The sequence below is a fragment of the Rhizobium sullae genome, from assembly GCF_025200715.1.
In the GTDB taxonomy this organism is placed as follows: domain Bacteria; phylum Pseudomonadota; class Alphaproteobacteria; order Rhizobiales; family Rhizobiaceae; genus Rhizobium; species Rhizobium sullae.
In genome coordinates this window covers 3,637,785-3,662,229 of sequence record NZ_CP104143.1, presented here as the reverse complement: position 1 = coordinate 3,662,229, position 24,445 = coordinate 3,637,785, and the positions used below count along the sequence as shown (strand labels likewise).

At 59.0% G+C, this 24,445-nt stretch carries 17 protein-coding genes; 7 read left to right on the top strand and 10 right to left on the bottom strand.

Going from position 1 to position 24,445, the window contains the following annotated elements; translation table 11 throughout:
* Window positions 1-126 precede the first annotated feature (126 nt).
* The 6 genes from N2599_RS18200 (at window position 127) to trxA (ending at window position 12,110) form a co-directional block, all read left to right on the top strand.
* Window positions 127-2,715, top strand: a complete 2,589-nt coding sequence (locus N2599_RS18200) for a PAS domain-containing sensor histidine kinase (protein WP_027513445.1) — start codon at window positions 127-129, stop codon at window positions 2,713-2,715.
* Window positions 2,712-4,214 carry a tRNA (adenosine(37)-N6)-threonylcarbamoyltransferase complex ATPase subunit type 1 TsaE gene (gene tsaE, locus N2599_RS18195; protein ID WP_375714113.1) on the top strand — a complete coding sequence of 501 codons (1,503 nt, stop codon included), beginning with the start codon at window positions 2,712-2,714 and terminating at the stop codon, window positions 4,212-4,214. Before N2599_RS18200 ends, tsaE begins: the two co-directional genes overlap by 4 nt.
* 23 nt (window positions 4,215-4,237) lie before the next feature.
* Window positions 4,238-4,972 (top strand): nucleotidyltransferase family protein, encoded by a 735-nt coding sequence (locus N2599_RS18190; protein WP_027513447.1) that lies wholly within the window; start codon window positions 4,238-4,240, stop codon window positions 4,970-4,972.
* A gap of 3 nt (window positions 4,973-4,975) precedes the next feature.
* Window positions 4,976-8,170 (top strand): double-strand break repair protein AddB, encoded by a 3,195-nt coding sequence (gene addB, locus N2599_RS18185; protein WP_027513448.1) that lies wholly within the window; start codon window positions 4,976-4,978, stop codon window positions 8,168-8,170.
* Window positions 8,163-11,714: a double-strand break repair helicase AddA gene (gene addA, locus N2599_RS18180; RefSeq protein ID WP_027513449.1), complete on the top strand. Its 3,552-nt coding sequence runs from the start codon at window positions 8,163-8,165 to the stop codon at window positions 11,712-11,714. Before addB ends, addA begins: the two co-directional genes overlap by 8 nt.
* Window positions 11,715-11,789: 75 nt before the next feature.
* Window positions 11,790-12,110 carry a thioredoxin gene (gene trxA / locus N2599_RS18175; protein WP_086997466.1) on the top strand — a complete coding sequence of 107 codons (321 nt, stop codon included), beginning with the start codon at window positions 11,790-11,792 and terminating at the stop codon, window positions 12,108-12,110.
* A 48-nt stretch (window positions 12,111-12,158) separates the two neighbouring features.
* On the opposite strand, the gene N2599_RS18170 is transcribed toward trxA, so the two are convergent.
* The 9 genes from N2599_RS18170 to N2599_RS18130 form a co-directional block, all read right to left on the bottom strand.
* Window positions 12,159-13,511, bottom strand: coding sequence for a bifunctional folylpolyglutamate synthase/dihydrofolate synthase (locus tag N2599_RS18170; RefSeq protein WP_260307468.1), 1,353 nt, complete (start codon window positions 13,509-13,511; stop codon window positions 12,159-12,161).
* 27 nt (window positions 13,512-13,538) lie between these two features.
* Entirely contained in the window at window positions 13,539-14,441 is a 903-nt protein-coding gene (gene accD, locus N2599_RS18165) for an acetyl-CoA carboxylase, carboxyltransferase subunit beta (protein WP_027512286.1), read from the bottom strand.
* A 39-nt stretch (window positions 14,442-14,480) separates the two neighbouring features.
* On the bottom strand, window positions 14,481-15,320 hold the full coding sequence (gene trpA, locus N2599_RS18160; protein ID WP_027512285.1) for a tryptophan synthase subunit alpha: 840 nt from the start codon (window positions 15,318-15,320) through the stop codon (window positions 14,481-14,483).
* 5 nt (window positions 15,321-15,325) lie between these two features.
* Complete coding sequence (gene trpB / locus N2599_RS18155; protein ID WP_027512284.1) at window positions 15,326-16,546, bottom strand: tryptophan synthase subunit beta; 1,221 nt, start codon at window positions 16,544-16,546, stop codon at window positions 15,326-15,328.
* Between the two features lie 2 nt (window positions 16,547-16,548).
* A complete protein-coding gene (locus N2599_RS18150; RefSeq protein ID WP_027512283.1) occupies window positions 16,549-17,217 on the bottom strand; it encodes a phosphoribosylanthranilate isomerase in 669 nt (222 codons plus the stop codon).
* Window positions 17,218-17,294: 77 nt separating this feature from the next.
* Complete coding sequence (locus N2599_RS18145) at window positions 17,295-18,059, bottom strand: M48 family metallopeptidase (RefSeq protein WP_027512282.1); 765 nt, start codon at window positions 18,057-18,059, stop codon at window positions 17,295-17,297.
* A gap of 94 nt (window positions 18,060-18,153) precedes the next feature.
* A complete protein-coding gene (locus N2599_RS18140; RefSeq protein WP_027512281.1) occupies window positions 18,154-18,588 on the bottom strand; it encodes a DUF2852 domain-containing protein in 435 nt (144 codons plus the stop codon).
* Window positions 18,589-18,732: 144 nt separating this feature from the next.
* Window positions 18,733-20,004: a polyhydroxyalkanoate depolymerase gene (locus tag N2599_RS18135; RefSeq protein WP_027512280.1), complete on the bottom strand. Its 1,272-nt coding sequence runs from the start codon at window positions 20,002-20,004 to the stop codon at window positions 18,733-18,735.
* A 201-nt stretch (window positions 20,005-20,205) separates the two neighbouring features.
* Window positions 20,206-21,048: a fumarylacetoacetate hydrolase family protein gene (locus N2599_RS18130; RefSeq protein WP_027512279.1), complete on the bottom strand. Its 843-nt coding sequence runs from the start codon at window positions 21,046-21,048 to the stop codon at window positions 20,206-20,208.
* A gap of 235 nt (window positions 21,049-21,283) precedes the next feature.
* On the opposite strand from N2599_RS18130, the gene N2599_RS18125 reads away from it, so the two are divergent.
* Window positions 21,284-21,877, top strand: a complete 594-nt coding sequence (locus N2599_RS18125; protein ID WP_027512278.1) for a nitroreductase family protein — start codon at window positions 21,284-21,286, stop codon at window positions 21,875-21,877.
* Window positions 21,878-21,934: 57 nt separating this feature from the next.
* On the opposite strand, the gene gyrB is transcribed toward N2599_RS18125, so the two are convergent.
* Window positions 21,935-24,370, bottom strand: a complete 2,436-nt coding sequence (gene gyrB / locus N2599_RS18120; RefSeq protein ID WP_027512277.1) for a DNA topoisomerase (ATP-hydrolyzing) subunit B — start codon at window positions 24,368-24,370, stop codon at window positions 21,935-21,937.
* Between the last annotated feature and the right edge of the window lie 75 nt (window positions 24,371-24,445).

The following is a 24,445-nucleotide window of genomic DNA, read 5'->3' as shown; positions in this document are numbered from 1 at the left end:
TTTCCGCCGATTCCCTTCCGAAGTATTGTTTTAGAACTCGATTCGTGGCGCGGAGTTATCCGGTTCGCCCGAAAATGGGATGTCTTGTCGTAATGCGGCACATTGAAGGACGGAGACATACCGCTGATGTCGAAAGTGAATCACAACCTGCCGGGACAGGCGGACGAGGGCGTTTGGCCTGATGTCCGTTCAGTCGAGGCAGGTGAAAAACATACTTGTGCGGCGGCCACAACAACCGTGAAGGTAAGCTCGGGATCACTGGCGCGGCTCGCAAGAATTTGCGCAGGCGGGACGGCTATCGCAGCTTTGGCGCGACCAGTTCTGGCTCAAGTCGAATCCGAAGCAATGGCATCCGCGCATCTTTTCACATCGTCGCAGGTCGTCGGTTTTTCCGTCGTGATCGGCGTCATTTCCGCAGCCTTGCTTTCGACGCTCTGGCTCGTGCGCCAGCGCGGCAATCTTGAAAACGAAAGCCGCGAAATCCGCTCTGCTCTTTCCGATGCGCATCAGCGTATTTCGCAATACCAGGCGCTGATCGCCGACAAGAATCGCCGCATCGTTGTCTGGGACGGCCACGAGCGGCCAGAACTGCTCGGCCAGCTTCCAGCCGAGACCGGTGCGCCGCAAGACAGCGAATTCCTGGCGTTCGGCCTGTGGCTGAAACCTCGTTCTGCGTCGGAGCTCGAAAGGGCGATCGATCGTCTGCGTAGTGCCGCACAAAGCTTCGATATGGTCGTCGAAACCAATCGCGAAGAAATTCTCGAGGCGCAAGGCCGGGTTTCCGGTGGCCGCGCTTTCGTACGCTTCGTGGCACTCAACAATCTTCGCGCCGAGCTTGCCGAATTGAAGATCGAGCGCGACCGGCTGATGTCCTCGATCTCGGCCTTCCAGAACCTGCTCGACGCGATCGACCTGCCTGCCTGGCAGCGCGACTCCGAAGGACGCCTCGCCTGGGTCAATCAGGCCTATGGCGATGCGGTCGAGGCGAAGTCGCCGCAGCACGCGATCAACGAAGGACGGGAGTTCCTGACAACGATCGCCCGCGAACGCATCCGTGCTGCCGCCACGCCGGAATCACCTTTCCACGACAGGATTTCGACTGTCGTTCGTGGCAATCGCACCTTCTTCGACGTCGTGGACGTAAAGCTGCCGAGCGGTTCAGCGGGCATCGCTATCGACGTTTCGGATGCCGAATCGCTTCGCGCAGAGCTTGAACGCACGCTGAAAAGCCATGCCGAAACGCTGGACCACCTCGCGACGCCCGTTGCGATCTTCAATGGCGACCGCCGTCTGCAATTCTATAACCAGGCCTTCGTCGCACTCTGGGAACTCGACATCGCTTTCCTCGAAAGCAAACCTGACAATGCCGAACTGCTGGAGCGTTTGCGCGCCGCAAAGAAGCTTTCCGATCAGCTCAACTGGAAAAGCTGGAAGGAGGCCGCGCTTTCCGTCTATCGGGCGCTCGATACGCAAACGGACCTCTGGCATTTGCCGAATGGGCAGACGCTGCGGGTCTTTGCGACCGCGCATCCACAAGGCGGCGCGACGTGGGTCTTCGAGAATTTGACCGAACAGGTCGCACTCGAAACGCGATACAACACGCTGGTCAAGGTTCAGGGTGAAACGATTGACCATCTCTCCGAAGGCGTTGCCGTTTTCGGACCTGACGGCCGTATGCGCCTTTCGAACCCGGCCTTCCGTATGCTCTGGGGCATTACAGAAGCCGAAGCCAAGCCCGGAACGCATATTCGCGCGATCGGCGAAGCGTGCTTGCCGTCCTATGACCGGCCGGACGGCTGGAAGACCTTTGCAGAGCTGATTACCAGCTTCGATGACGAGCGCCGCTCCAGCCAGGGAACACTGGAATTGCTTTCCGGCCTTGTGCTGGACTACGCCATCATCCCGCTGCCGAATGCGCAGACAATGCTGACCTTCGTCAACATGACGGACAGCGTCCGCGCCGAACGCGCGTTGACGGAAAAGAACGAAGCACTGCGCAAGGCCGACGAACTGAAGAACGATTTCGTCCAACATGTCTCCTATGAGCTGCGTTCGCCACTGACCAATATCATCGGCTTTGCCGATCTGCTGCGCACGCCAGGTGTCGGACCACTGAACGAACGCCAAGCCGAATATATCGACCACATTTCGACGTCCTCATCCGTTTTGCTGACGTTGGTCAACGATATTCTCGATCTTGCGACCGTCGATGCCGGCATCATGCGGCTCAATTATTCGGAGATTGATCTCAACGATCTTCTCGATGATGTCTCCATGCAGATCGCTGATCGGTTGCAGGAAAGCGGTGTAACGCTGGAGATCACGGCGCCTGCCTACCTTGGCTCGATCGTCGCCGATCCTCAGCGTCTGAAGCAAATCCTGCTGAAGTTGCTCGCCAATGCTGCGAATTTTTCACCGGATGGTGCTGCAATCTCTCTCGAATGCCATCGCGAGGGCACGGATTTCGTCTTCTCGGTCAGTGACCGCGGCCCGGGTATTCCGCAGGAGATGATCGCAACGGTTTTCGACCGCTTTGCTACGGGCGAAAAGAGCGGCAAGCGTGGTGGTGCAGGCCTCGGCCTTTCGATCGTCGACAGCTTCGTTAGCCTGCATAATGGCAAGGTGGCGATCGACAGCCAACCAGGCAGGGGTACGAAGGTTATTTGCCGGATTCCCTCAGTCAGCCTGCCGCATTCCATCGCAGCGGCAGAATGATCACGGAAAACAGCGCAATCTCCCTTTTTCTGAAGGACGAGGCAGCAACAATCCGCTTCGGAGAAGATCTGGCGCTCGCGCTGAAAGCCGGCGATTGCCTAGCGCTTTCCGGAGATCTCGGCGCAGGAAAATCGTCCCTTGCCCGCGCGCTTCTGCGCGCGATAGCGGACGACGAACGGCTTGAGGTACCGAGCCCGACGTTCACGCTGGTTCAATCCTACGATTTGCGGATCCCAGTTTCGCATTTCGATCTCTACCGCCTCGCTGACGGTGCGGAACTGGAGGAGCTCGGCTTCGACGAAGCCATTCAAAGCGGCATCTGCCTTGTCGAATGGCCGGAAATGGCAGAAGGCGAACTCCCCGCCGATCGCATCGCGATGAAACTGGAACACGAAGGCAGTGGCCGGCGCGCAACGATCGCCGCACCGCCCGGGCAGATGCAGAGAATCCGCCGGGCTCTCGCAATCCGCGCTTTTCTCACGAAAGCCGGGCACCCAACCGCCAGGCGCCGCTTCCTGACGGGTGATGCGTCGCTGCGTGCCTATGAAGCCATCTATCCGGATCAGGACGGTCGCAAGATCCTGATGGACTGGCCGCCGCTTCCCGAGGGACCGGCAGTACTCGATGGAAAGCCTTATCCGAAGGTTGCCCACATCGCCGAGAATGCCTATCCTTTTGTTGCAATCGCCAATGTGCTACGCAAAAGGGGCTTTGCAACGCCCGAAATCTACGAGGTCGACTATGATCAGGGTATTTTGCTGATCGAAGATCTCGGCAGCGATGGGGTACTCGACGCGGACGGCAAGCCCATTGCCCAGCGCTACCGACAAAGTGTCGCCTGTCTGGCACAACTGCACGGGATGAAAATTCCACGCGATATCCGCGTCACCGAAACCCGCATCCATCACATTCCCGATTTCGACCGCACCGCCATGAAGATGGAAGTGCGCCTTGCTCTCGACTGGTATCTCCCCTGGCAGCGCGGTACGGCTGCCAGCGATCCCGAGCGTCAGGAGTATCTGGCGATCTGGGATGCGCTTATCGATGATCTCGCATCGGCGGAAAAAAATCTGTTGCTCCGCGATTTTCATTCGCCAAACATCATCTGGCGCGAAGGACAGCAAGGCATTCAGAAGATCGGTCTCATCGATTTTCAGGACGCCATGATTGGCCCGACCGCCTATGACCTTGCATCTATCGTGCAGGATGCGCGCGTCACCATCGAGCCTGCCCTGTTCAAGCAGCTCATGGACGACTATTTGGCTCTTCGTCGTGCACAGGGCAATTTTGCGGAAGCCGGCTTCCTGAAAAGCTGGGCGATCATGTCGGCCCAGCGCAACTGCAAGCTTGCCGGGCTCTGGGTGCGGCTGTTACAGCGCGACGGAAAGCCCGGCTATACGAAACACATGCCCCGCACGCTCTCCTATCTCAAGGTGGCGTTTGAACACGAAGCGCTCGCCCCCTTGCGCGATTGGTGCGCAAGGGCTGGAATAGGTTAGAGCGAATCATAGTCCCGGATCAGATGACCATCAAACAAGCCATGGTGCTGGCTGCCGGCCTTGGCACCCGCATGCGCCCTATCACCGATACGATCCCGAAGCCGCTGGTGAAAATCGACGGCAAGCCGATGATCGACTATGCATTGGACTCGCTGGCCGAGGCAGGCGTCGAGAGGGCGGTTGTTAACGTCCACCATTTTGCCGACCAGATGCTCGCACATCTGAATTCCTACAAAGCGCTCGAAATCATTATTTCCGACGAACGCGACCGGCTGATGAACAATGGCGGCGGCCTGGCAAAGGGCCTCAAGCTGCTTGATCGTGGCACGGTTTTCGTCACCAATGCCGATCTTTTCTGGATCGGCGAGCGCCCTGATAGGCCGAGCAATCTTCGACATTTAGCCGGATTCTTCGATGCGAGCCGGATGGATATGGCGATGCTCTGCGTCAGGCTCGCGGATACGACTGGCCACAACGGCAAGAATGACTTCAACCTTGCCCCAGATGGCAGGCTTACCCGCTATCATGAAGAGGGTCCGAATCCCGTCGTCTATGCCGGCGCGATCGTCATGGACACATCGTTGTTGGACGACGCGCCCGCCGATGAACCGTTCAATATCAATATCTATTTCGATAAAGCGATCGAGCGCGGACGGCTTTTCGGTACGATGCTCGAAGGCCATTGGCTGACGGTCGGGACGCCGGAGGCGATCGGCGAAGCGGAGGAAACGATCCGGCGCTTCCGGATGTTTGTGTGACGGATGGCCGAACGGCACCAGCCCCGCGTTCTAACGATCCCAACAGGTCTGCCTTTCCTGAAGACGCTTGCCGCGGCGCTCTGCGACGGCCGTCTCGCGCCTCTCTTCCGGCACGATCCAGATGATCCGCTTTCGCTCTCCAAGGTGACGATTTACCTGCCAACGCGACGCGCTGCCCGCGTGCTGCGTTCGGAATTCGTCGATCTCCTTGGTGGCCGTTCGGCAATCTTGCCGGTTATCCGGCCGCTCGGCGAGACGGATGACGACAGCGGCTATTTCGAGGAGGCGCTACCTGCGACACTCGATCTCGCGCAGCCGCTTTCGAATACGGCGCGCCTACTGGAACTTGCTCGCCTCATCCTCGCGTGGCGCAACAGGCTGCCAGAGATCGTGCGGCGTGTCCACGCCGACTCGCCCTTGGCTGCGCCGGCGAGCCCGGCAGACGCGACCTGGCTCGCACGCAATCTTGCCGAATTGATCGATTCCATCGAGACCGAGGATCGCGAGTGGTCGGAGCTCTCGAAGCTCGATGCCGAAGATCACGCTCTGTGGTGGCAGTTGACGGCCGAATTTCTGCAGATTGCCAGCGCTTTCTGGCCGGAACGGCTTGCTGAGCTCGGAAAATCGTCACCGGCACGGCATCGCAATGCCATCCTACGCGCGGAGGCCAATCGGCTCACAGCTGCCAAACCCGCCGGACCAATTATTATTGCCGGGTCCACTGGCTCGATGCCGGCGACGGCCGACCTCATCGCTGCCGTCGCCAATCTGCCTGAAGGCGTGATCGTGCTGCCAGGTCTCGATCTATCCATGCCGGATGCGCATTGGCAGATGGTTGCGCCAGAGATCACCGCTGGCGAGCGGACCAACCCCGCGAGCCGAAGTCACCCGCAATATGGCCTTTCATCCCTCCTCAAACGGCTGAGCCTCACGCGCGGCGACGTCGTTGCAATCGAGGAGGCGGAACAAGATCTGCATCGCCGCGCAGAAATTCTTTCCCGCGCCCTTGTGCCCGCGGAAGCGACGAGCAATTGGGGCGAATGGAAGAAGGCGCTCCCGAATGACGCATTGGCGGCAGCCTTTGCCGATGTCTCGCTGATCGAAACCGCAAACGAACGCGAGGAAGCGACCGCGATCGCCATAGCCTTACGGCTGGCATTGGAGCAGCCGGGACGAAATGGCGACAGCCAGGCAGCGCTTATCACGCCCGACCGCAATCTCGCCCGGCGCGTGATGGCAGACCTCTCCCGTTTCGGCATCTTGGCCGACGACTCGGCCGGCACGCCACTTGCTGCTATGCTGCAGGGCACGCTTTTGCAACTGCTTCTCGAAGCAACACTCCGGCGCGGCGATCCGGTCTTAATCGTGGCCTTGCTCAAACATCCACTGGCCCGCTTCGGCCTCGAACGCGGCGCGCTCACACAAGCCATCGAGGCACTGGAACTACTCGCCTTGCGTGGTGGCGTTGCCGAAGTTGATATCAGCGCGCTGGAACCCTTACTCGATCATCAACTTTCAGAGCAGGCACGGGATAGGCACGCGCCGAAGTGGCGGAGGTCGCTTCCGCCGGAAGCGGTGGAGCAAGCGCGCAATCTTGCCCGGCGGGTGTCGAATGCGACCGAACCACTGGCATCCGCGCTCGTCCGGCACCGACCGGATGGCAGTGGACTGACGACCAGCTTCACCCTTTCCGATTGGGCCGAGCGGACCGGACGTGCGCTCGAAGCTGTAGCAGTCGATGAACGCGGCACCCTCGCCCATCTCTGGGCTGGTGAAGCGGGTGATTCACTTGCAAGCCTGCTGAGAGAAGTGATCGAGACGGAGGGCCAGATCGAAGCCGATGGACCGCAATGGATCGATATCATGGCGGCTCTTTCGGCAGGCCAGGCGGTCAAACCGCGCGCGCTCAGCCATCCGAGGGTCTTCATATTCGGCACATTGGAGGCGCGGCTGCAAAGCGTCGACACGCTGATCCTAGGGGGACTGAATGAAGGCTCCTGGCCCGGTCAGACGGCAAACAATCCCTTCATCTCGCGCGCAATGAAGACGGAAATCGGCCTCGAGCCGCCGGAGCGACGCATCGGCCAACTCGCCCATGACTTCGAAATGGCGAGCGGAACACGGCATCTGATCTATTCGCGCTCGCTGCGGCAAGGCTCGACGCCGACGGTCGCTTCGCGCTGGCTTCAGCGGCTGCTGGCGCTGGGTGGCGAGACTTTCGAGAGGGAACTGAAAGCACGCGGCAACCGCTTCGTGCATTGGGTAAGCCTGCTGGACGAGGGCAGGAGCCAAGCGCCTGCGCAGCGCCCCTCGCCCACGCCGCCGCTCGAATTGCAGCCGAAATCCTATTCCTTCAGCGAGGCCAGCCGCTTGCGGCGCGACCCCTATTCAATCTATGCACGCCGCATCCTGCGGCTCGATCCGGTCGATCCCTTCAATCGCGATCCGGGTGCTGCAGAGCGCGGGACACTTTATCACGCAATCATCGACCGCTTTGTCCGTGAAGGACATGCTGCCGGTACGCCGGAAGCCGCAGACGCGATGGAAACCATTCTGACGGAACTCTTCGATGTGGAGCGCCTGCCGCCGCACATCGACGCGGTCTGGCGTCCGCGTTTCCGGGAGGTGGCGCGCGCATTTCTCGAATGGGAAGCGGAGCGGCGGCCGGCGATCCGCAAGACCTATACGGAAGTACGCGGCAGCGTGGAGCTCAAACCCATCAGCATCCGGTTGACCGGCGTGGCTGACCGCATCGATGCGACCGGTCCCAACGCCGCCGACATCATCGACTACAAAACCGGCTTCAATCCAACGCCCGCGCAGGCGCGCGCGCTACTCGACCCACAGCTGGCGCTCGAGGCTGCGGCGCTCAGTGCCGGTGCGTTTCGCGACATCGGAAGCCTGGTGCCGCAGGATCTCATCTATGTGCGCCTCCGCCCCGGCAGCCGTTTCCGCACTGACGTGGTCAACAACGAGACTTCGACGCGCAGCGACAAGGCAAAATCAGCCCGCGACCTGGCAGAAGAATCGATCGATCAATTGGTCAAATTCGTGTCTCTGCTGCAGTCCGGCGAGCGTGGCTTCACGTCACGGTTAATTCCGGCGCAGCAGTTCGATTTCGGCGGCGATTACGATCACCTGGCTCGCGTCTCCGAGTGGTCGACGGCCGAAAATGAAGAGGGGGGCGGTGATGAATGATCCGACCGCACTTCCAGAGGGCGACGATCCGCGCACGTGGATCAGTTGGACGACGATCCAGCAGTCGATTGCCTCCGACCCGTCGCGGTCAGCCTGGGTTTCAGCCAATGCTGGTTCTGGAAAGACGCATGTGCTGACGCAGCGTGTCATCCGGCTCCTGCTTGCCGGCGCGCGGCCCTCTGCCATCCTCTGCCTCACTTATACCAAGGCAGCTGCATCTGAAATGTCGAACCGTGTCTTCGCACGTTTGGCCGAGTGGGCGGTGCTGCCGGACGAGGAATTGAGAAGCCGGATAACACAGATTGAAGGCGCGATACCGGATCAGCTCAAGCTTGCCGAAGCGAGACGGCTTTTTGCCAAGGCGTTGGAAACGCCGGGCGGACTGAAAATCCAAACCATCCATGCCTTTTGCGAGGCCTTGCTGCATCAGTTTCCGCTGGAGGCCAATGTCGCCGGACACTTTTCGGTTCTCGACGATCGCGCCGCGGCCACATTGCTCGCCGATGCGCGCCGCTCCCTGTTGACCGCGACGACACCCGAGCAGGATCCCACACTTGCTGATGCCTTTTCCTGTGTTCTCAATCTCGGTGACGAGACCGGATTGGAGACACTGCTTGGCGAGATCGTCGCCAACCGTAACGCCATTCGCCGCTTCATTTCAACGGCTGAACACCGAGGCGGGATTGCGGCCACGCTGCGCAGGGAACTGCAACTTTCGGCCGACGAGACGGAGACCCAGATCATCTCGCAATACTGGCCGCTTCCGGGTCTTTTCGGCCTGACGCTCGACCTTTACCTGACACTGGCAGCCCAGAAGGGCGGTGCGAAGGCACAGGAAGTCACCTACGGCTTGCGGCAGGCTTCCAATGAGCGGAACGCGGCGAAGCGCGCCGAATTGCTGGAAAAGATATTCCTGACGGCGAAGGGCGAACCTAAGTCGGATTCGCAATTCACCGTCAAAGCCATGCTCTCCGATGCACCTGAGCTTGCAGATGCGATTTCCGAAGCGCGCGCGCATATCGTCACCTGCCGCGACCGCCTCAAGATCATGCGCATGTTCAATGCCACGCATGCAGCGCTTATCCTCGCCGACCGGCTGAACCAGGATTACGAGGATCTAAAAAAACAGCGCAGTCAGCTGGATTTCGAAGATCTCATCACCCGAACCGCGGATCTGCTGATGAAGAGCGGTGTCGGGCCTTGGATTCACTATAAGCTCGACCAGGGTATCGATCATATCCTGGTCGATGAGGCGCAGGATACGAGCCCGATCCAATGGAGCGTGATCCAGTCGCTGGCGGAAGATTTCTTTTCCGGCGAAAGTGCACGGCCCGTCGTGCGGACGCTGTTTGCCGTCGGCGACGAGAAGCAATCGATCTATTCCTTCCAGGGCGCGCGCCCGGAGCGTTTCTCCGAGGAGAGCGAGAATACAAGGAGGCGGGTTTCGGCAGGCGGTCAAATGTTTTCGTCCGTGCGTTTGCCCCTTTCCTTTCGCTCGACATCCGACGTTCTTGCTGCGGTCGACCACATCTTTGCATCACCCGAAAACGCGCGAGGCCTTAGCGCCGTCGAAGAGCCGGTCGTTCACCGCTCTAGCCGCATCGGTCACCCAGGTGCCGTCGATCTCTGGGAGACGATTGCCCCCGAAACCACCGTTAAGGACGAAGACTGGACGGCGCCATTCGACGCGACGCCCGAAAGCGCCCCGGCCGCGATCCTTGCCCGGCGTATGGCCCACACGATCGAGCGGCTTGTCGGACACGAGACGATCGTCGAGAAAGGCAAGGAACGCCTTATCCAGGCTGGCGATATCCTTGTGCTGGTCCGCAAGCGTGATGCCTTTGTCAACGCTCTGACCCGTGCGCTGAAGCGGCGCAACAATATTCCGGTCGCGGGTGCCGACCGCCTCAAGCTCACCAGCCATATCGCCGTCCAAGACTTGCTGGCGCTTGGCCGTTTCCTCCTATTGCCGCAGGATGATCTTTCATTGGCGGCCGTGCTCAAGAGCCCGCTGTTCGACCTGTCGGAAGACGATATCTTCGCACTCGCTGCGCTGCGCGGCGAGTATGAAAGCGTCTGGACTCATCTGCAGAAATTTGCAGCAGACGGTAACGAGCGATATGCGGCCGCGGCTGAAAAGCTCGCGCTACTTCTTCATCAATCACGAAACCTGTCCGTCCACGACTTTTACTCGCGTCTGCTTGGCGTTCACGGCGGCCGGCGGCAGTTTCTCGCGCGTCTTGGCACCGAGGTCAGCGATATTCTGGACGAGTTCCTGACATTCGCGCTCGATCACGAAAGCTCGGGACTCCCTGGCCTGCAATCCTTCATCTCGACACTGGAGCTCGAAGCGCCCGAAGTGAAGCGCGAGCAGGACAAGGGCCGCAACGAGGTGCGGATTATGACCGTACATGCTTCCAAGGGGCTGGAAGCACCGATTGTTTTCCTTGTCGACGGCGGCTCGAAAGCTTTCACGCATACGCACATGCCAAAACTGCGTCTGCTTGAAACAAACGCAGATGCCCCTCTGATACCGGTCTGGGTCCCGGTCAGCGACCTTGCCAATTCGATGACGCAAACCGATACCGCACGGCTTCAGAAATCGGCGGAGGAGGAATACCGGCGGCTGCTCTATGTGGCGATGACGCGTGCCGCCGACCGATTGATTGTCTGCGGCTATCGCGGTGTCAGGGCAAACACCGATACCTGGCACATGATGATTTCATCGGCGATGGCGGACAGCCACCCGCACGTTATGCCCGCAACTTTCGAAGGACCAGATGGCGATTGGCAGGGCGTGAAATGGCGCGTGCCGCAAGTAGGCCGCACGTTCGAGCGCTCCGAGAGACCAGAAGACAAGGACGAACGGGAAACCTTGCCCTCCAGCATTCTCAAACCGCTCCCGCCGCAAAGGCAACTGCCGAGACCTCTCAGCCCATCCGGCGCCGGAACGATCATCGATGAGGAGGCGGATAACCTGTTGATCAGTTCGCCGCTCTTTGCGGAAAAAACACGCTCGGACCGATCGTTGGAAAAAGGGCGCCTGATCCATCGCATGCTGCAGACTCTACCGGACATCGCTCCAGTCGAGAGAGCGGACGCCGCAGCGCGGTACGCGGCCCGTGCTGCACGTTTCTGGCCGGAAGCCGAACGGCAAGGGCTGGTTGATTCGGTTCTACGGCTACTGGCAGATCAGAGTCTTCAGCCCATTTTTGCAGCGCATGCGCAGCCGGAGGTCTCGATCATGGGCACGCTGGCCCTGGAGGGGCGGCACTATGCCGTTTCCGGCCGTGTCGACCGGCTGGCCGTGTTTGACGACCGCGTGGTCATCATCGATTACAAGACCAACCGCGTGCCGCCTGCCACGGCAAAGGATATTCCCTTCGCGCATCAAGCGCAGCTTGCGATCTACCGCGAAATCCTGGCACCGCTTTATCCCGGCAAGCGCATCGATTGCATGCTGGTTTATACCGACAACGCTACCGTTCATACCCTGACCGCGAGCGCGCTTGAAATGGCGCTTGCAGGACTCAAAACAAAGTGAAATACCGGACATTGAAAATTTGGCACCGCACCATCACATGTGGATCAACAGTAAATTCCGCTAAAGGAGCAGCCTATGGCTACCGTGAAAGTCGATATCAACAACTTCCAGTCGGAAGTTCTGGAATCTGCAGAACCCGTCGTCGTTGATTTTTGGGCTGAGTGGTGCGGTCCGTGCAAGATGATCGCTCCGAGTCTTGAGGAAATTGCGATCGAACTTGCCGGCAAGGTTAAGGTCGCCAAGCTCAATATTGATGAAAACCCGGAACTGGCAGCTCAGTTCGGCGTCCGCTCGATTCCGACGCTTGCCATCTTCAAGGCTGGTGAAGTTGCCGATATCAAGGTTGGCGCTGCTCCGAAGACCGCTCTTTCGAGCTGGATTTCGAATGCAGCTTAATTTTTGATTGCATACTGAATGAAATAGCCCGGCTTCGACCGGGCTATTTCATTTGGGGGGCGTTCCATTGTCCGCAAGGACATCGCCGACGAGATAGAGAGAGCCGCCGATCAGGATTCGCGGCGGCGGAACCTGCGGATCGAGGGTCTCCTTGATCACGTCCAACGCTTCACCGACTGTGGACATCGGCTCGGCGACAAGGCCTGCATCATAGGCAGAATTTGACAGAACCACGGGATCGATCATCGCGTCGCTGCCGCGGATCGGCACGCAGAAGACCTTTTCCGCAAGGCCTACGAAGGCCTTGAAATAGCCGATCGGCTCCTTGGTATTGATCATGCCGGTTATGAGGTAGAGCGGACGCGGCTGCTTCTCTTCGAAATTTGCCATCGCTTCCGCGATGACTTCGCCGGCGCCGGGATTGTGGCCCCCATCGACCCATATCTCGGCACCGGGCGGAGCGTGTGCGATCAGGTTGCCTTCGGTCAGCCGCTGGAGGCGGCCAGGCCATTCGACGGAATTCATAGCCTTTTCCATCATCGCTTCAGTGACGACGAAACCCGCTGCCTTGACAGCGCGGATTGCGGCCGCTGCGTTGGCATACTGATGGCGGCCCGGAAGCCGCGGCAATGGCAGGTCGGCAAGACCGAATTCGTCCTGATAGACGAGGCGGCCGTACTCCTCATGCGCCACGTAATCTTGGCCGAAGACGGCAGTCGGGCAATGCAAGCGCTCGGCAGTCGCCATCAGCACATCCAGGACCGCGTCATATTCCTGATGGCCGATCACCACGGCATGGCCGGCCTTCATGATGCCGGCCTTTTCGGCCGCGATCAGTTCGACGCGGTCACCAAGATAGGGCTGGTGGTCGAGCGAGATCGGCATGATGACCGAAACAGCCGGATCGGAGATGACGTTTGTGGCGTCGAACCGGCCCCCGAGGCCGACCTCAATGATTGCCGCATCGGCTGGGTGCTCGGAAAAGAGCAGGAAAGTCACGGCCGTCAGGATTTCGAAAACCGTAATTTTCTGCCCGGCATTGGCTTCTGCGACGCGCCGGAGCGCGTCTGCGAAAACCGCGTCGTCAACCAGCTGGCCGCGACCGCTCTTGATACCGATTCGATAACGCTCATGCCAGTTGACCAGATGCGGCGAGGTGTGGACGTGAACGGCGTAGCCGCCGGCTTCCAGCAGCGCGCGGCAAAAGGCAGTAACTGAACCCTTGCCATTCGTTCCGGCGACATGGATGACACGCGGCAGCCGGTTCTGCGGGTTGCCGAGAACTTCGAGAAGGCGAGTAACGCGATCGAGCGAAAGATCGAAGCCCTTGGGATGCAGTCCCATCAGCTTGTCGATCTCCTGCGCTGCTTCACTCACTGCGGTCTGGCCTCTGGGTATCATTCAGCACCCCGCCCAAGCAGGTTTTAATCAAGCGCTCGCTGCGATTGCAATCGCGCCGCCATTCGTCGCAACCGAGTTAGCAGGCTTCCTGGTTAGGATGCTCAGCACACGCGCAAGCGTTTCGGGAATATCGTGCCGTTTGATGACCATGTCGACCATGCCGTGCTCAAGCAGATATTCCGAGGTTTGGAAACCTTCCGGCAGCTTCTCGCGGATTGTCTGCTCGATGACGCGCTTACCGGCGAAGCAGATCTCGGCACCCGGCTCGGCCAGATGAAGATCGCCCAGCATGGCGTAGGAGGCGGTAACGCCGCCCGTCGTCGGGTTAGTGAGAACGACAATGTAGGGCTGGCCTGCTTCCTTCAGCATGTCGACTGCCACGGTGGTGCGCGGCAACTGCATCAGCGAAAGGATGCCTTCCTGCATTCGCGCGCCACCGGAAGCCGGGAACATCACCAGCGGGCACTTTTCGGAAATCGCGCGCTCGAAGGCTCTGACGATCGCCTCACCGGCAGCGAGGCCGAGCGAACCGCCCATGAAATTGAACTCGTGCACGACGGCGACGAGCTTCAGTCCACGGACCTTGCCAACGCCAGCGAGGATCGTGTCTTCCTGTTCGGTCTTGAGACGACTATCCTTCAGGCGATCCGTGTATTTCTTGGAATCGCGGAACTTCAACGGATCCTGCGCGACCTTCGGCTGCGGCAGCGACTCATATTCGCCCTTATCGAAGAGGTCGGCAAGGCGTGCCTTTGCAGGCATCTTCATGTGATAGCCCGAAGCCGGAATGACCCACTTGTTGTCTTCCAAATCCTTGTGGAAGACCATCTCGCCCGTTTCCGGGCACTTGATCCAGAGGTTCTCCGGCACTTCGCGACGGCCCAGCATGGAATTGATGCGCGGGCGAACGTAGTTAGTGATCCAGTTCAAGTCGAAAACTCCTGATTGACTACAGCCAATGTGGGGACACTATTCGGCAGCAACAAGGCGCGCCGAACGTGCCCCGGATGAAAGACCGCGAACGAGGGTGGCCACGGCCTGGACTGTGTCCGCTGTAGCCTTCCCATCCCTAGTCAGGCTTGTCGCCACCTGATTGACAATGGCCGTACCGACGACGACACCATCGGCCGAGCTGCCGATGACCTTGGCATGATCGGCCGTCTTGACACCGAAGCCGACGCAGACAGGCAGATTGGTGTGCTGCTTGATGCGTTTCACGGCCCCGGAAACCAGCGAAGGATCCGGTAGAGCAGAACCGGTGATGCCGTTCATAGAGACGTAATAGACGAAACCGGATGTGTTCTTCAAAACCGTCGGAAGACGCTTCTCGTCGGTCGTCGGAGTGGCCAGACGGATGAAGTTGATGCCTTTCCGGATTGCCGGAATGCAGAGCTCGTCGTCCATTTCCGGCGGAAGATCGACGACGATCAGGCCATCGATGCCGGCAGCAATCGCATCGTCAAGAAATTTCTCAACGCCGTAGATGTAGATAGGATTGTAGTAACCCATCATAACGATCGGCGTCGTACTGTCACTTTTGCGGAAATCGGCGGCCAGCTGCAGCGTTTTCCTGAGCGTCTGTCCGCCCTTAAGCGCGCGCTGGCCAGCCATCTGGATTGCCGGGCCATCGGCCATTGGGTCGGAGAACGGCATGCCGAGTTCGATGATATCGGCGCCGGCTTCCGGCAGCACTTTCATGATGCCGAGCGAGGTTTCGTAGTCCGGGTCACCACCCATGAAGTAGGTCACGAGCGCCGGACGGCCTTCAGCCTTCAGATCGGCAAAGCGTTTATCCATACGTGCGGTCATGCTTTTTACACACCCATTCCCAAGATCTTGCCGACGGTGAAGATATCCTTGTCGCCGCGGCCGGAGAGGTTCATCAGGATGATCTCGTCCTTGCCCATCTTCGGCGCACGCTTGATGACTTCGGCCAGCGCATGCGACGGCTCAAGCGCCGGAATGATGCCCTCCAGGCGCGTCAGCGTCTGGAAAGCATCGAGCGCTTCGTGGTCCATGATCGGCACGTATTCGACGCGGCCGATGTCGTTCAGATAGGAATGCTCGGGGCCGATGCCGGGATAATCGAGACCGGCCGAGATCGAGTGGCCTTCCTTGATTTGGCCGTCTCCATCCTGGAGCAGGTACGTGCGATTGCCGTGAAGGACACCCGGCGAGCCGGCTGTGATCGAGGCGCAATGTTCATCGCCTTGCAGACCCTTGCCGCCGGCTTCAACGCCGACAATCTTGACGCCTGCGTCATCCAGGAACGGATGGAAGATGCCGATTGCATTCGAACCGCCGCCAACCGCCGCGATGATGAGATCGGGCAGGCGTCCTTCGGCTTCCAGCATCTGCTGCTTGGCTTCCGTGCCGATGACCGCCTGGAAATCGCGAACCATTTCCGGATAGGGGTGCGGGCCGGCTGCGGTGCCGATCAAATAATAGGTGTCATCTACATTGGTGACCCAGTCGCGAAGGGCCTCGTTCATCGCATCCTTCAGCGTGCCGTGACCTGCCGTTACCGGCTTCACTTCAGCGCCGAGGAGCTTCATGCGGAAAACGTTCGGCGCCTGACGCTCGACGTCTGTCGCACCCATGTAGACTACGCAGGGAAGGCCAAAGCGGGCGGCGACTGTTGCAGAGGCAACGCCATGCTGGCCAGCACCGGTCTCGGCAATGATGCGCGTCTTGCCCATGCGCTTGGCAAGCAGGATCTGGCCGATGCAATTGTTGATCTTATGCGAACCCGTATGGTTCAGCTCTTCGCGCTTGAAATAGATCTTCGCACCGCCAAGCTCGGCCGTCAGGCGCTCAGCGAAATAAAGCGGGCTCGGGCGGCCGATGTAGTGGCTGCCAAGATGTTTCAATTCCGCCTGGAATTCCGGATCGTCCTTTGCCTTGTTCCATTCGTCCTGCAGATCGAGGATCAGCGGCATCAGCGTTTCGGCGACGAAACGGCCGCCATAAATGCCGAAACGGCCGTCCTCATCGGGGCCGGAACGGAAGGAATTGGGTTTTAGCGTCTGGTTCACTCTCAACTCCTTGAGGCCGTTTCAGGCTCGCAAGCCCTCTCGACCGCATCGAAAAAATCATCGATCATGGCAACGCTCTTCACGCCGGGCGCGCTTTCGACGCCGGAGGAGCCGTCGATACCCGGCGCTTTGGTGATCGCCAGCGCTTCGGCAATGTTGTCCTTGTTCAGCCCACCGGAAAGCATGTAATCCACGCCGTCGTCAAGCCAGCCGAGCAGACTCCAATCGAAGGAAACCCCGTTGCCGCCGGGTAGTTCGGATCCTTTCGGCGGTTTGGCGTCGAACAGAAACCGGTCAGCAATCCCAATATAAGCCTCAACCGGCTTCAGATCATCGGCGCTGCGAATGGAGAATGCCTTCATGATTGGCAGACCGTAGACGGCTTTTATCGTCAAGACGCGTTCCGGGCTCTCATTACCGTGAAGCTGGATCATGTCCGGCTTCAAAAGCGCGACGATTTCATCGAGTTCGTCATTGGTCGGATCAACTGTGACGGCGACGATCTTCGCTTTGCCGCGGACGGGATCGGCAAGCTTTCCGGCAAGATCCGGCTCGATATAACGCGGGCTCTTCTCGAAGAAGATAAAACCGATATGGCTCGCGCCGCGATTCACCGCGCGATCGATCGCTTCAGCGCTCTTCAGGCCGCAGATTTTGATATCGGGTTTCATGGCAGCGGAGTGACACGAAAAGGCAAAAGAGTCGAGCCAATTTGCGACTGAGGCTTTAATTTACCGCGGCTATGCGCTCAATCAAAGTCAATTGCGTGAAGCTGGCTTCCGTAGCGCTTCAGCCAGGATTTCGCCTCTTCCATATGCGGGCAGAGCTTTTCGCAGAGCGCCCAGAAACGCGGGCCGTGATTCATTTCCTTGAGGTGCGCGACTTCGTGGGCCGCCAGATAATCGATCACTGAGGCCGGCGCCATGACGATGCGCCAGGAAAAACTCAAGTTTCCTTCCGACGAGCATGAGCCCCAGCGGCTGCGGGTGTCTTTGATGGAGATCGATTTGACCGGCGCTTGGATCGAATGGGCGTGGAAGCGGGCGAGCCGCTCGAGGTCGGCCCGCGCCTCCTTCTTCAGAAAGGTTGCGATCCGGCGGCCAAGATGTTCCGGTAGGCCACTGACCCTGAGCATATGCCGGCCATCGACCATGACCGCCTCGGTCAGGCCGCGCAGACTGCCCGTGTGTTCGATCCGGTGCTTGACGCCCCGGAGCAGAATTTCACGGCCGTCACAAAGCGCGCTGTCGATGGAGAACTTTGCCAGTTTCGTCAGCAGCCATCCCTGATGACGATCGAGGAAGGCATTGACCTCGCGCTGCGCAAGGCCCTTCGGTACCGTCATTTTCAGCGCCCTGCCGCCGGGCTCGATACGCAGCGTAATGCGGGTTGCGCGGTCATGATGCTTGATGGTGAGCGGCATCAGCCTGCCTGCAACGTCCAGCGTCCGCGTTTCGGGCGGAGCAGGTTTTCGCGCAACGGTACGTCTCGGTTTGGAAAGGAGCGGAAACATAAGTGCTTTTTCTATACGATTCGCAGCTAATCCGGCATAGAAAAAGAAAAACCGGCATCGTTGATGCCGGTTTGCTGATCATCTACGGACACCGTTAAGGCGTCTGATATTCGGCAGCGGGTCCGTTGTCATTGCGCTTTGAATTCTTGCGGTCGCGCATGAAACGGTCGAACTCTTCCTGATCCTTCGCGCGGCGAAGCTCGCGCATATAGGTATCGAATTCCTCACGCATTTCATCGAGCTTACGACGCTCTTCCTCAATACGGTCAAGCTCGGCCTTCCGCCAATCGTCAAAGGCGACGTTGCCGGTCGAAAAATGCGGGCGGTAGCGGCCATGCGAACGGCGGCAGCCGGCAAAGAAGCCGTCGGTCGCATTATTCGCATCGCGCTTGAAACCACGAAGGCGCTCGCCGAAGATGATATAGGCAAGCATGGCCAGGCCCAGAGGCCAGAAGACCACGAAGCCGAGCACCATCAACGCAACGGTGGCCGGAGTCCAATCCGGGCGAAGCAATGCTGACTGGTTCATCGTGCGTTATCCTCGCTTTCTGCGCCCGGCGGAATACCGAACGCTGAAAATCGATGTGGTAACCGCCAGCCAGCCCTTCAAGACGATTGCCCGCGAAATCGGACAAGGCCTTGAACGAGCAGCATTAAATCAGCATCCTCTAACTCAGGCGGATTTGCCGCCCCTGATGACGCGCTTTACGGCCGGCTTTCCTGAGCGAGAGTGTTCGCGGACGAAGTTGACGATACGCGGCGCGATCTCGCTACGGAAGCGTGATCCGTTGAAGACGCCGTAGTGGCCGACGTCCGGTTGAAGGTAGTGCATGCGCATGTCGTCCGGGATGTTGATGCAGATCGTCTGCGCCGCCTTCGTCTGGCCCACACCGGAAATGTCGTCGTTCTCGCCCTCCACGGTCAGGAGCGCAACATTGCGGATTGCGGCCGGATCGACGCGCTTGCCACGATGGATCAACTCTCCCTTCGGCAGAGAGTGCTTCATGAAAACCTGATCGACCGTCTGCAGGTAGAATTCCGCGGTCAGGTCCATCACGGCAAGATATTCGTCATAGAAATCGCGGTGCTTTTCGGGCTCGCCGTCATTCTTCACGAGATGCATGAAGAACTCCTTGTGAGCGATGACGTGGCGGTCGAGGTTCATCGACATGAAGCCGGAGAGCTGCAGGAAGCCCGGATAGACCGGGCGCATGAAGCCAGGCTGCGGCCACGGCACATTCATGATTGCGTTTTCGGCAAACCACTCGAGCGGCCTTTCCTCTGCGAGTTTATTGACCGCTGTCGGATTGATGCGTGTATCGATCGGCCCGCCCATCAGTGTCATCGAAGACGGCGATAGCGGATCATTTGCCTCTTCCATCACCGCAGCCGCCGCCAGAACGGGCACGGAGGGCTGGCATACCGCAACGACATGCGTATCAGGGCCGAGGAAATGCAGCATCTCGATGACGTAATCGACATAGTCGTCGAAATCGAAAGTGCCTTCCGTCATCGGCACCATGCGGGCATCGATCCAATCGGTAATAAAGATATCGGCGCTCGGAAGCAGCGCTTCGACTGTACCGCGAAGCAGCGTTGCATAGTGACCGGACATCGGCGCAACGATTAATATTCGAGGATCGCGGTGACCGGACGGCGTGTTGCGCGCAAAATGCAGAAGATTGCAAAAGGCGCGCGACCAGACGATCTCTTCGCGCACTGCGACCTTCCTGTCTCCGACGACTGTTTCCTTCAGTCCGAACGCCGGCTTGCCGTAGCGGCGCGTCGTCCGCTCGAACATTTCGAGACTTGCGGCTATCGCGCGGCCGTACGGCGTTTGCGAAAATGGATTGAGCGGGTTGGCATAAACAAGCCGCATCGCATCGGCGGCAGCGCGGAACGGCGCCATCGCAGCATGGTTCAATTCATAGAGCTGATAAAACATGATTTGCGCCACCTTTCTTTTGCGGAAAGGACAGCGCCGTCAGGCAAGCCATCCACTTCTTTCCATCGTTTGCGGGCACTTCAATTGAGAGTAACAGGCTTTTGCTGCATAGCAACATAGGCATCCGCATCGCAAAAAGAAATGCCGGAAATGTGATTCCCGGCATATGATACACTCACAATTGTTAAAGATCGGACAGTTTCAGCGATCCGCGACAAAGGTCTGCTTCTGCGTGCCGAGGCCTTCGATTCCAAGTTCGACGACATCGCCAGCCTTGAGGTAACGCGGCGGCTTCAAACCCATGCCGACGCCCGGCGGCGTACCGGTGGAAATCACATCGCCCGGATGCAGCGACATGAATTGGCTGAGATAAGAGACCAGATAAGCGACCCCGTAGACCATCGTCCTCGACGACCCGCTCTGCATCGTCTCGTCGTTGACCTTCAGCCACATGCCGAGATTCTGCGGATCGGCGATCTCATCCTTCGTAACGAGCCAGGGGCCGATCGGGCCGAAGGTGTCGCAGGATTTGCCCTTAGTCCACTGGCCGGAGCGTTCCGTCTGGAATGCGCGCTCCGAGACATCATTGGAGACGCAATAGCCGGCAACGTAGTCCAGCGCTTCGGCTTCGGTGACATATTTTGCTGTCTTTCCGATGACAACGCCGAGTTCAACCTCCCAATCGGTCTTTTCCGAGCCTCGCGGGATGACGACGTTGTCGTTGGGGCCGACGATCGCGGAGGTGGCCTTCATGAAAATGATCGGTTCCGGCGGAACCGTTGCGCCAGTTTCGGCAGCGTGATCAGAGAAATTTAGGCCAATACAGATGAATTTCCCGGTGCCCGCAACACAGGCGCCAATACGGCCCGGAGTCAATTCCGGGAGGCTCTTCGTGTCGAGCGCTGCGATCTTTGCAAGACCTGCCGGCGAAATCGCTTCACCACCGACGTCGGAAACATGCGCCGAAAGATCGCGGATCTTGCCATCGGAATCGAGTAGCGCCGGTTTTTCACGGCCCGGTTCGCCAACGCGCATCAACTTCATAAAAATCTCCTCCTCATCGAAAACGGACTCCATCACCTATGAACCAGTCGACTAAGCGTGTCATTACGGCTTTTTGCTGAAGCGGTACGCATTGTTAATAATTTCGCCGGAACTGAATTGGCGCGCCGGATTGAATGAAATGATAAACATCTGCGGCAATCCGTTTGCTTGCAAAGCTCTCGTTGGCGGGCAATATCATTCGCTCCAGCGCCCTCAACCAATAGCCGGAAACAAGATGACCGCAACCAATAGCCGCACATCCGAATATCCGATCGATGCGATGTTTCTCGATCGCTGGTCGCCACGGGCTTTCACCGGCGAAATCATAACCGAAGAGCAATTGCTGACGATCCTGGACGCAGCGCATTGGGCGCCATCTTCCAGCAATCAGCAGCCTTGGCGCTTCATCTACGCCCTTAAGGGCACGGAACATTTCGAGAAGCATCTTGGCCTGCTCGTCGAATCGAACCAGGAATGGGCAAAGAATGCTTCTGCATTGATCTTCGTTATCTCACGCAGTTTCAGCGGCGATTTCTCGGAGAACAAACCGCGCTATACCCATTCGTTCGACGCCGGGGCCGCGTGGGGGCATCTCGCCATGCAGGCACGCTTTTCAGGCTTCTACGCCCACGGCATGGGTGGAATCAAACACGACGAGATCAGGCAAGCCTTCGCTATCCCGGAAGGCTATCGCGTCGAGGCCGGCATAGCCATCGGCCGCCTTGGCGACAAAAGCGTACTATCGGAACGCAACCAGGCACGCGAAGTGCCAAGCCAGCGCATGCCGCTTGCCGAGGTGGCCTTCAACGGAAAATTCATTGCCAATTGACCCCTGCCGAAACAAAAAGGCGCTCCAGTGAGCGTGCCTTTTTGCACAAGGAATCAATTAGATATCAAGATTTGCGACGCTGAGCGCGTTATCTTGGATGAATTCGCGGCGCGGCTCGACTTCGTCGCCCATCAGCCGGGCGAAAAGGCCATCGGCATCCGTCGCGTCGGGGACCTTGACCTGTAGCAGCGAACGGGCGTTCGGGTCGAGCGTCGTCTCCCAAAGCTGTTCGGCATTCATTTCGCCAAGGCCTTTGTAGCGCTGCATTGTCAGTCCCTTGCGGCCGCTGGCAAAAATTGCGTCGAGCAGAGCGCGCGGACCGGAAATCTCGATATCGCCGTCGCGGCGCGAAAGCGCCGGCGGGGTCTGGTAGATTTCTTTGAGGCGCAACGAGAGCTGATCGATGTGACGCGCGTCCTGCGAGCCGATGAGCGCCATGTCGAGCACGACGGCTTCCTTGACGCCGCGCACCATTCGCTCCAGCCGCAACCCGCCTTCGCTAGTCAGGTCGCCTTCCCAGCCGCGCTCGGTTTCCTCGGCGATGATATCGAGACGCTTGGCAACATCACCTGCAAGCCGTTCGGCCCTTGCACGATCGCTGACTGCTTCCGCGTTCAAGGCCCCGGCGATTGCCGCCTGCTCTACGACAGCGCGGTTGTAGCGAGAATGCAGGTTTTCGAGCAACGCGCGCAAGCGCAATGCATCGAAAATGACTTCACGGAGATCCTGGCCGGTACGGACTTCGCCGCTTCCAAGCTTCAGCGCCGCCTCCTCGAGGCCCTGACCGATCAGATAATCCTCCAGCGCCTTTTCGTCCTTCACGTACTGAACGGACTTACCGCGAGAAACCTTATAGAGCGGTGGCTGGGCGATATAGAGGTGACCGCGCTCGATCAATTCCGGCATCTGACGGAAGAAGAATGTCAGCAACAGCGTACGAATGTGGGCGCCATCGACATCGGCATCCGTCATGATGATGATCTTGTGGTAGCGAAGCTTTTCGACGTTGAACTCATCCTTGCCAATGCCGGTGCCGAGTGCCGTGATCAGCGTGCCTATTTCCTGGCTCGACAGCATCTTGTCGAAGCGGGCCCGCTCGACATTGAGGATCTTGCCTCGCAAAGGCAGGATTGCTTGATTTTCACGGGAACGGCCTTGCTTCGCAGAGCCACCTGCGGAGTCACCCTCAACGAGGAAGACTTCCGACTTTGCCGGATCGCGCTCGGAGCAATCGGCGAGCTTGCCGGGCAGCGAGGCGATATCGAGCGCACCCTTGCGGCGCGTCAGTTCACGGGCCTTACGAGCCGCTTCGCGGGCGGCGGCGGCTTCAACGACCTTGCCGACGAGCACCTTGGCTTCACTCGGGTGCTCTTCAAACCAGGTGCCGAGCGCTTCATTGACCAGGCTTTCGACGACCGGACGAACCTCCGAGGAGACTAGCTTGTCTTTTGTCTGCGACGAGAACTTCGGATCCGGCACCTTCACCGAAAGGACGGCCGTCAGGCCCTCGCGGCAGTCTTCGCCCTGAAGTGTGACTTTCTCCCTCTTGGTAATGCCGGAGCTATCGGCATAGGAGACAACTTGGCGTGTCAGCGCGGCGCGGAAGCCGGCCATGTGCGTGCCGCCGTCGCGTTGTGGAATGTTGTTGGTGAAACAAAGGACATTCTCGTGGTAGCTGTCGTTCCACCACATCGCGACTTCGACGGTAATTCCATCCTTTTCGCCGCGGATAGAGACAGGCTTATCGACCAGCGGTTTCTTGGCACGATCGAGATAGGAAACGAAGGCCTCAAGGCCGCCGTCATAACGCATCTCTTCTTGCCGGATGTCGGAATGGCGCTTGTCAGTCAGCAAGATGCGAACACCGGAATTCAGGAAAGCAAGCTCGCGCAGGCGGTGCTCCAGCGTGCCATAGTCGAAATCCGTCATCGTGAAGGTTCCGGTGCTCGGCATAAAGCTGACTTCCGTGCCGGTATCGCTGCCCGCGTCACCTGTTACCTTGAGCGGCGCATCGGCGACGCCATGCGTGAAGCTCATTTCATGGATCTTGCCCTGGCGGCGGATTTTCAGTTTCAGCCAGACGGAAAGGGCGTTAACCACCGAAACACCGACGCCATGCAGGCCGCCGGAAACCTTGTAGGAATTCTGATCGAATTTACCGCCGGCATGAAGCTGCGTCATGATGACTTCGGCTGCGGAAACGCCTTCGCCGGTGTGTATGTCCGTCGGAATACCACGGCCGTTGTCGGTCACTGTGACTGAGCCGTCAGGGTTGAGCGCGACGGTGACGATGTCGGCATGGCCGGCCAGCGCCTCGTCGATCGCGTTGTCGACGACTTCATAAACCATGTGATGCAGGCCGGAACCGTCGTCGGTATCACCGATATACATGCCGGGGCGCTTGCGCACGGCATCAAGTCCCTTGAGGACCTTGATGGAATCTGCGCCATATTCGGTATTAACGCCGTTTTCCGTCGCTGGTGTATCGGTCATACTGTCTTTGAATTTCCCTGTTGTAAGCGCCTGAATTCGCGTCGCGAATCACCAGCCTTTTTCATTCCGGAATAT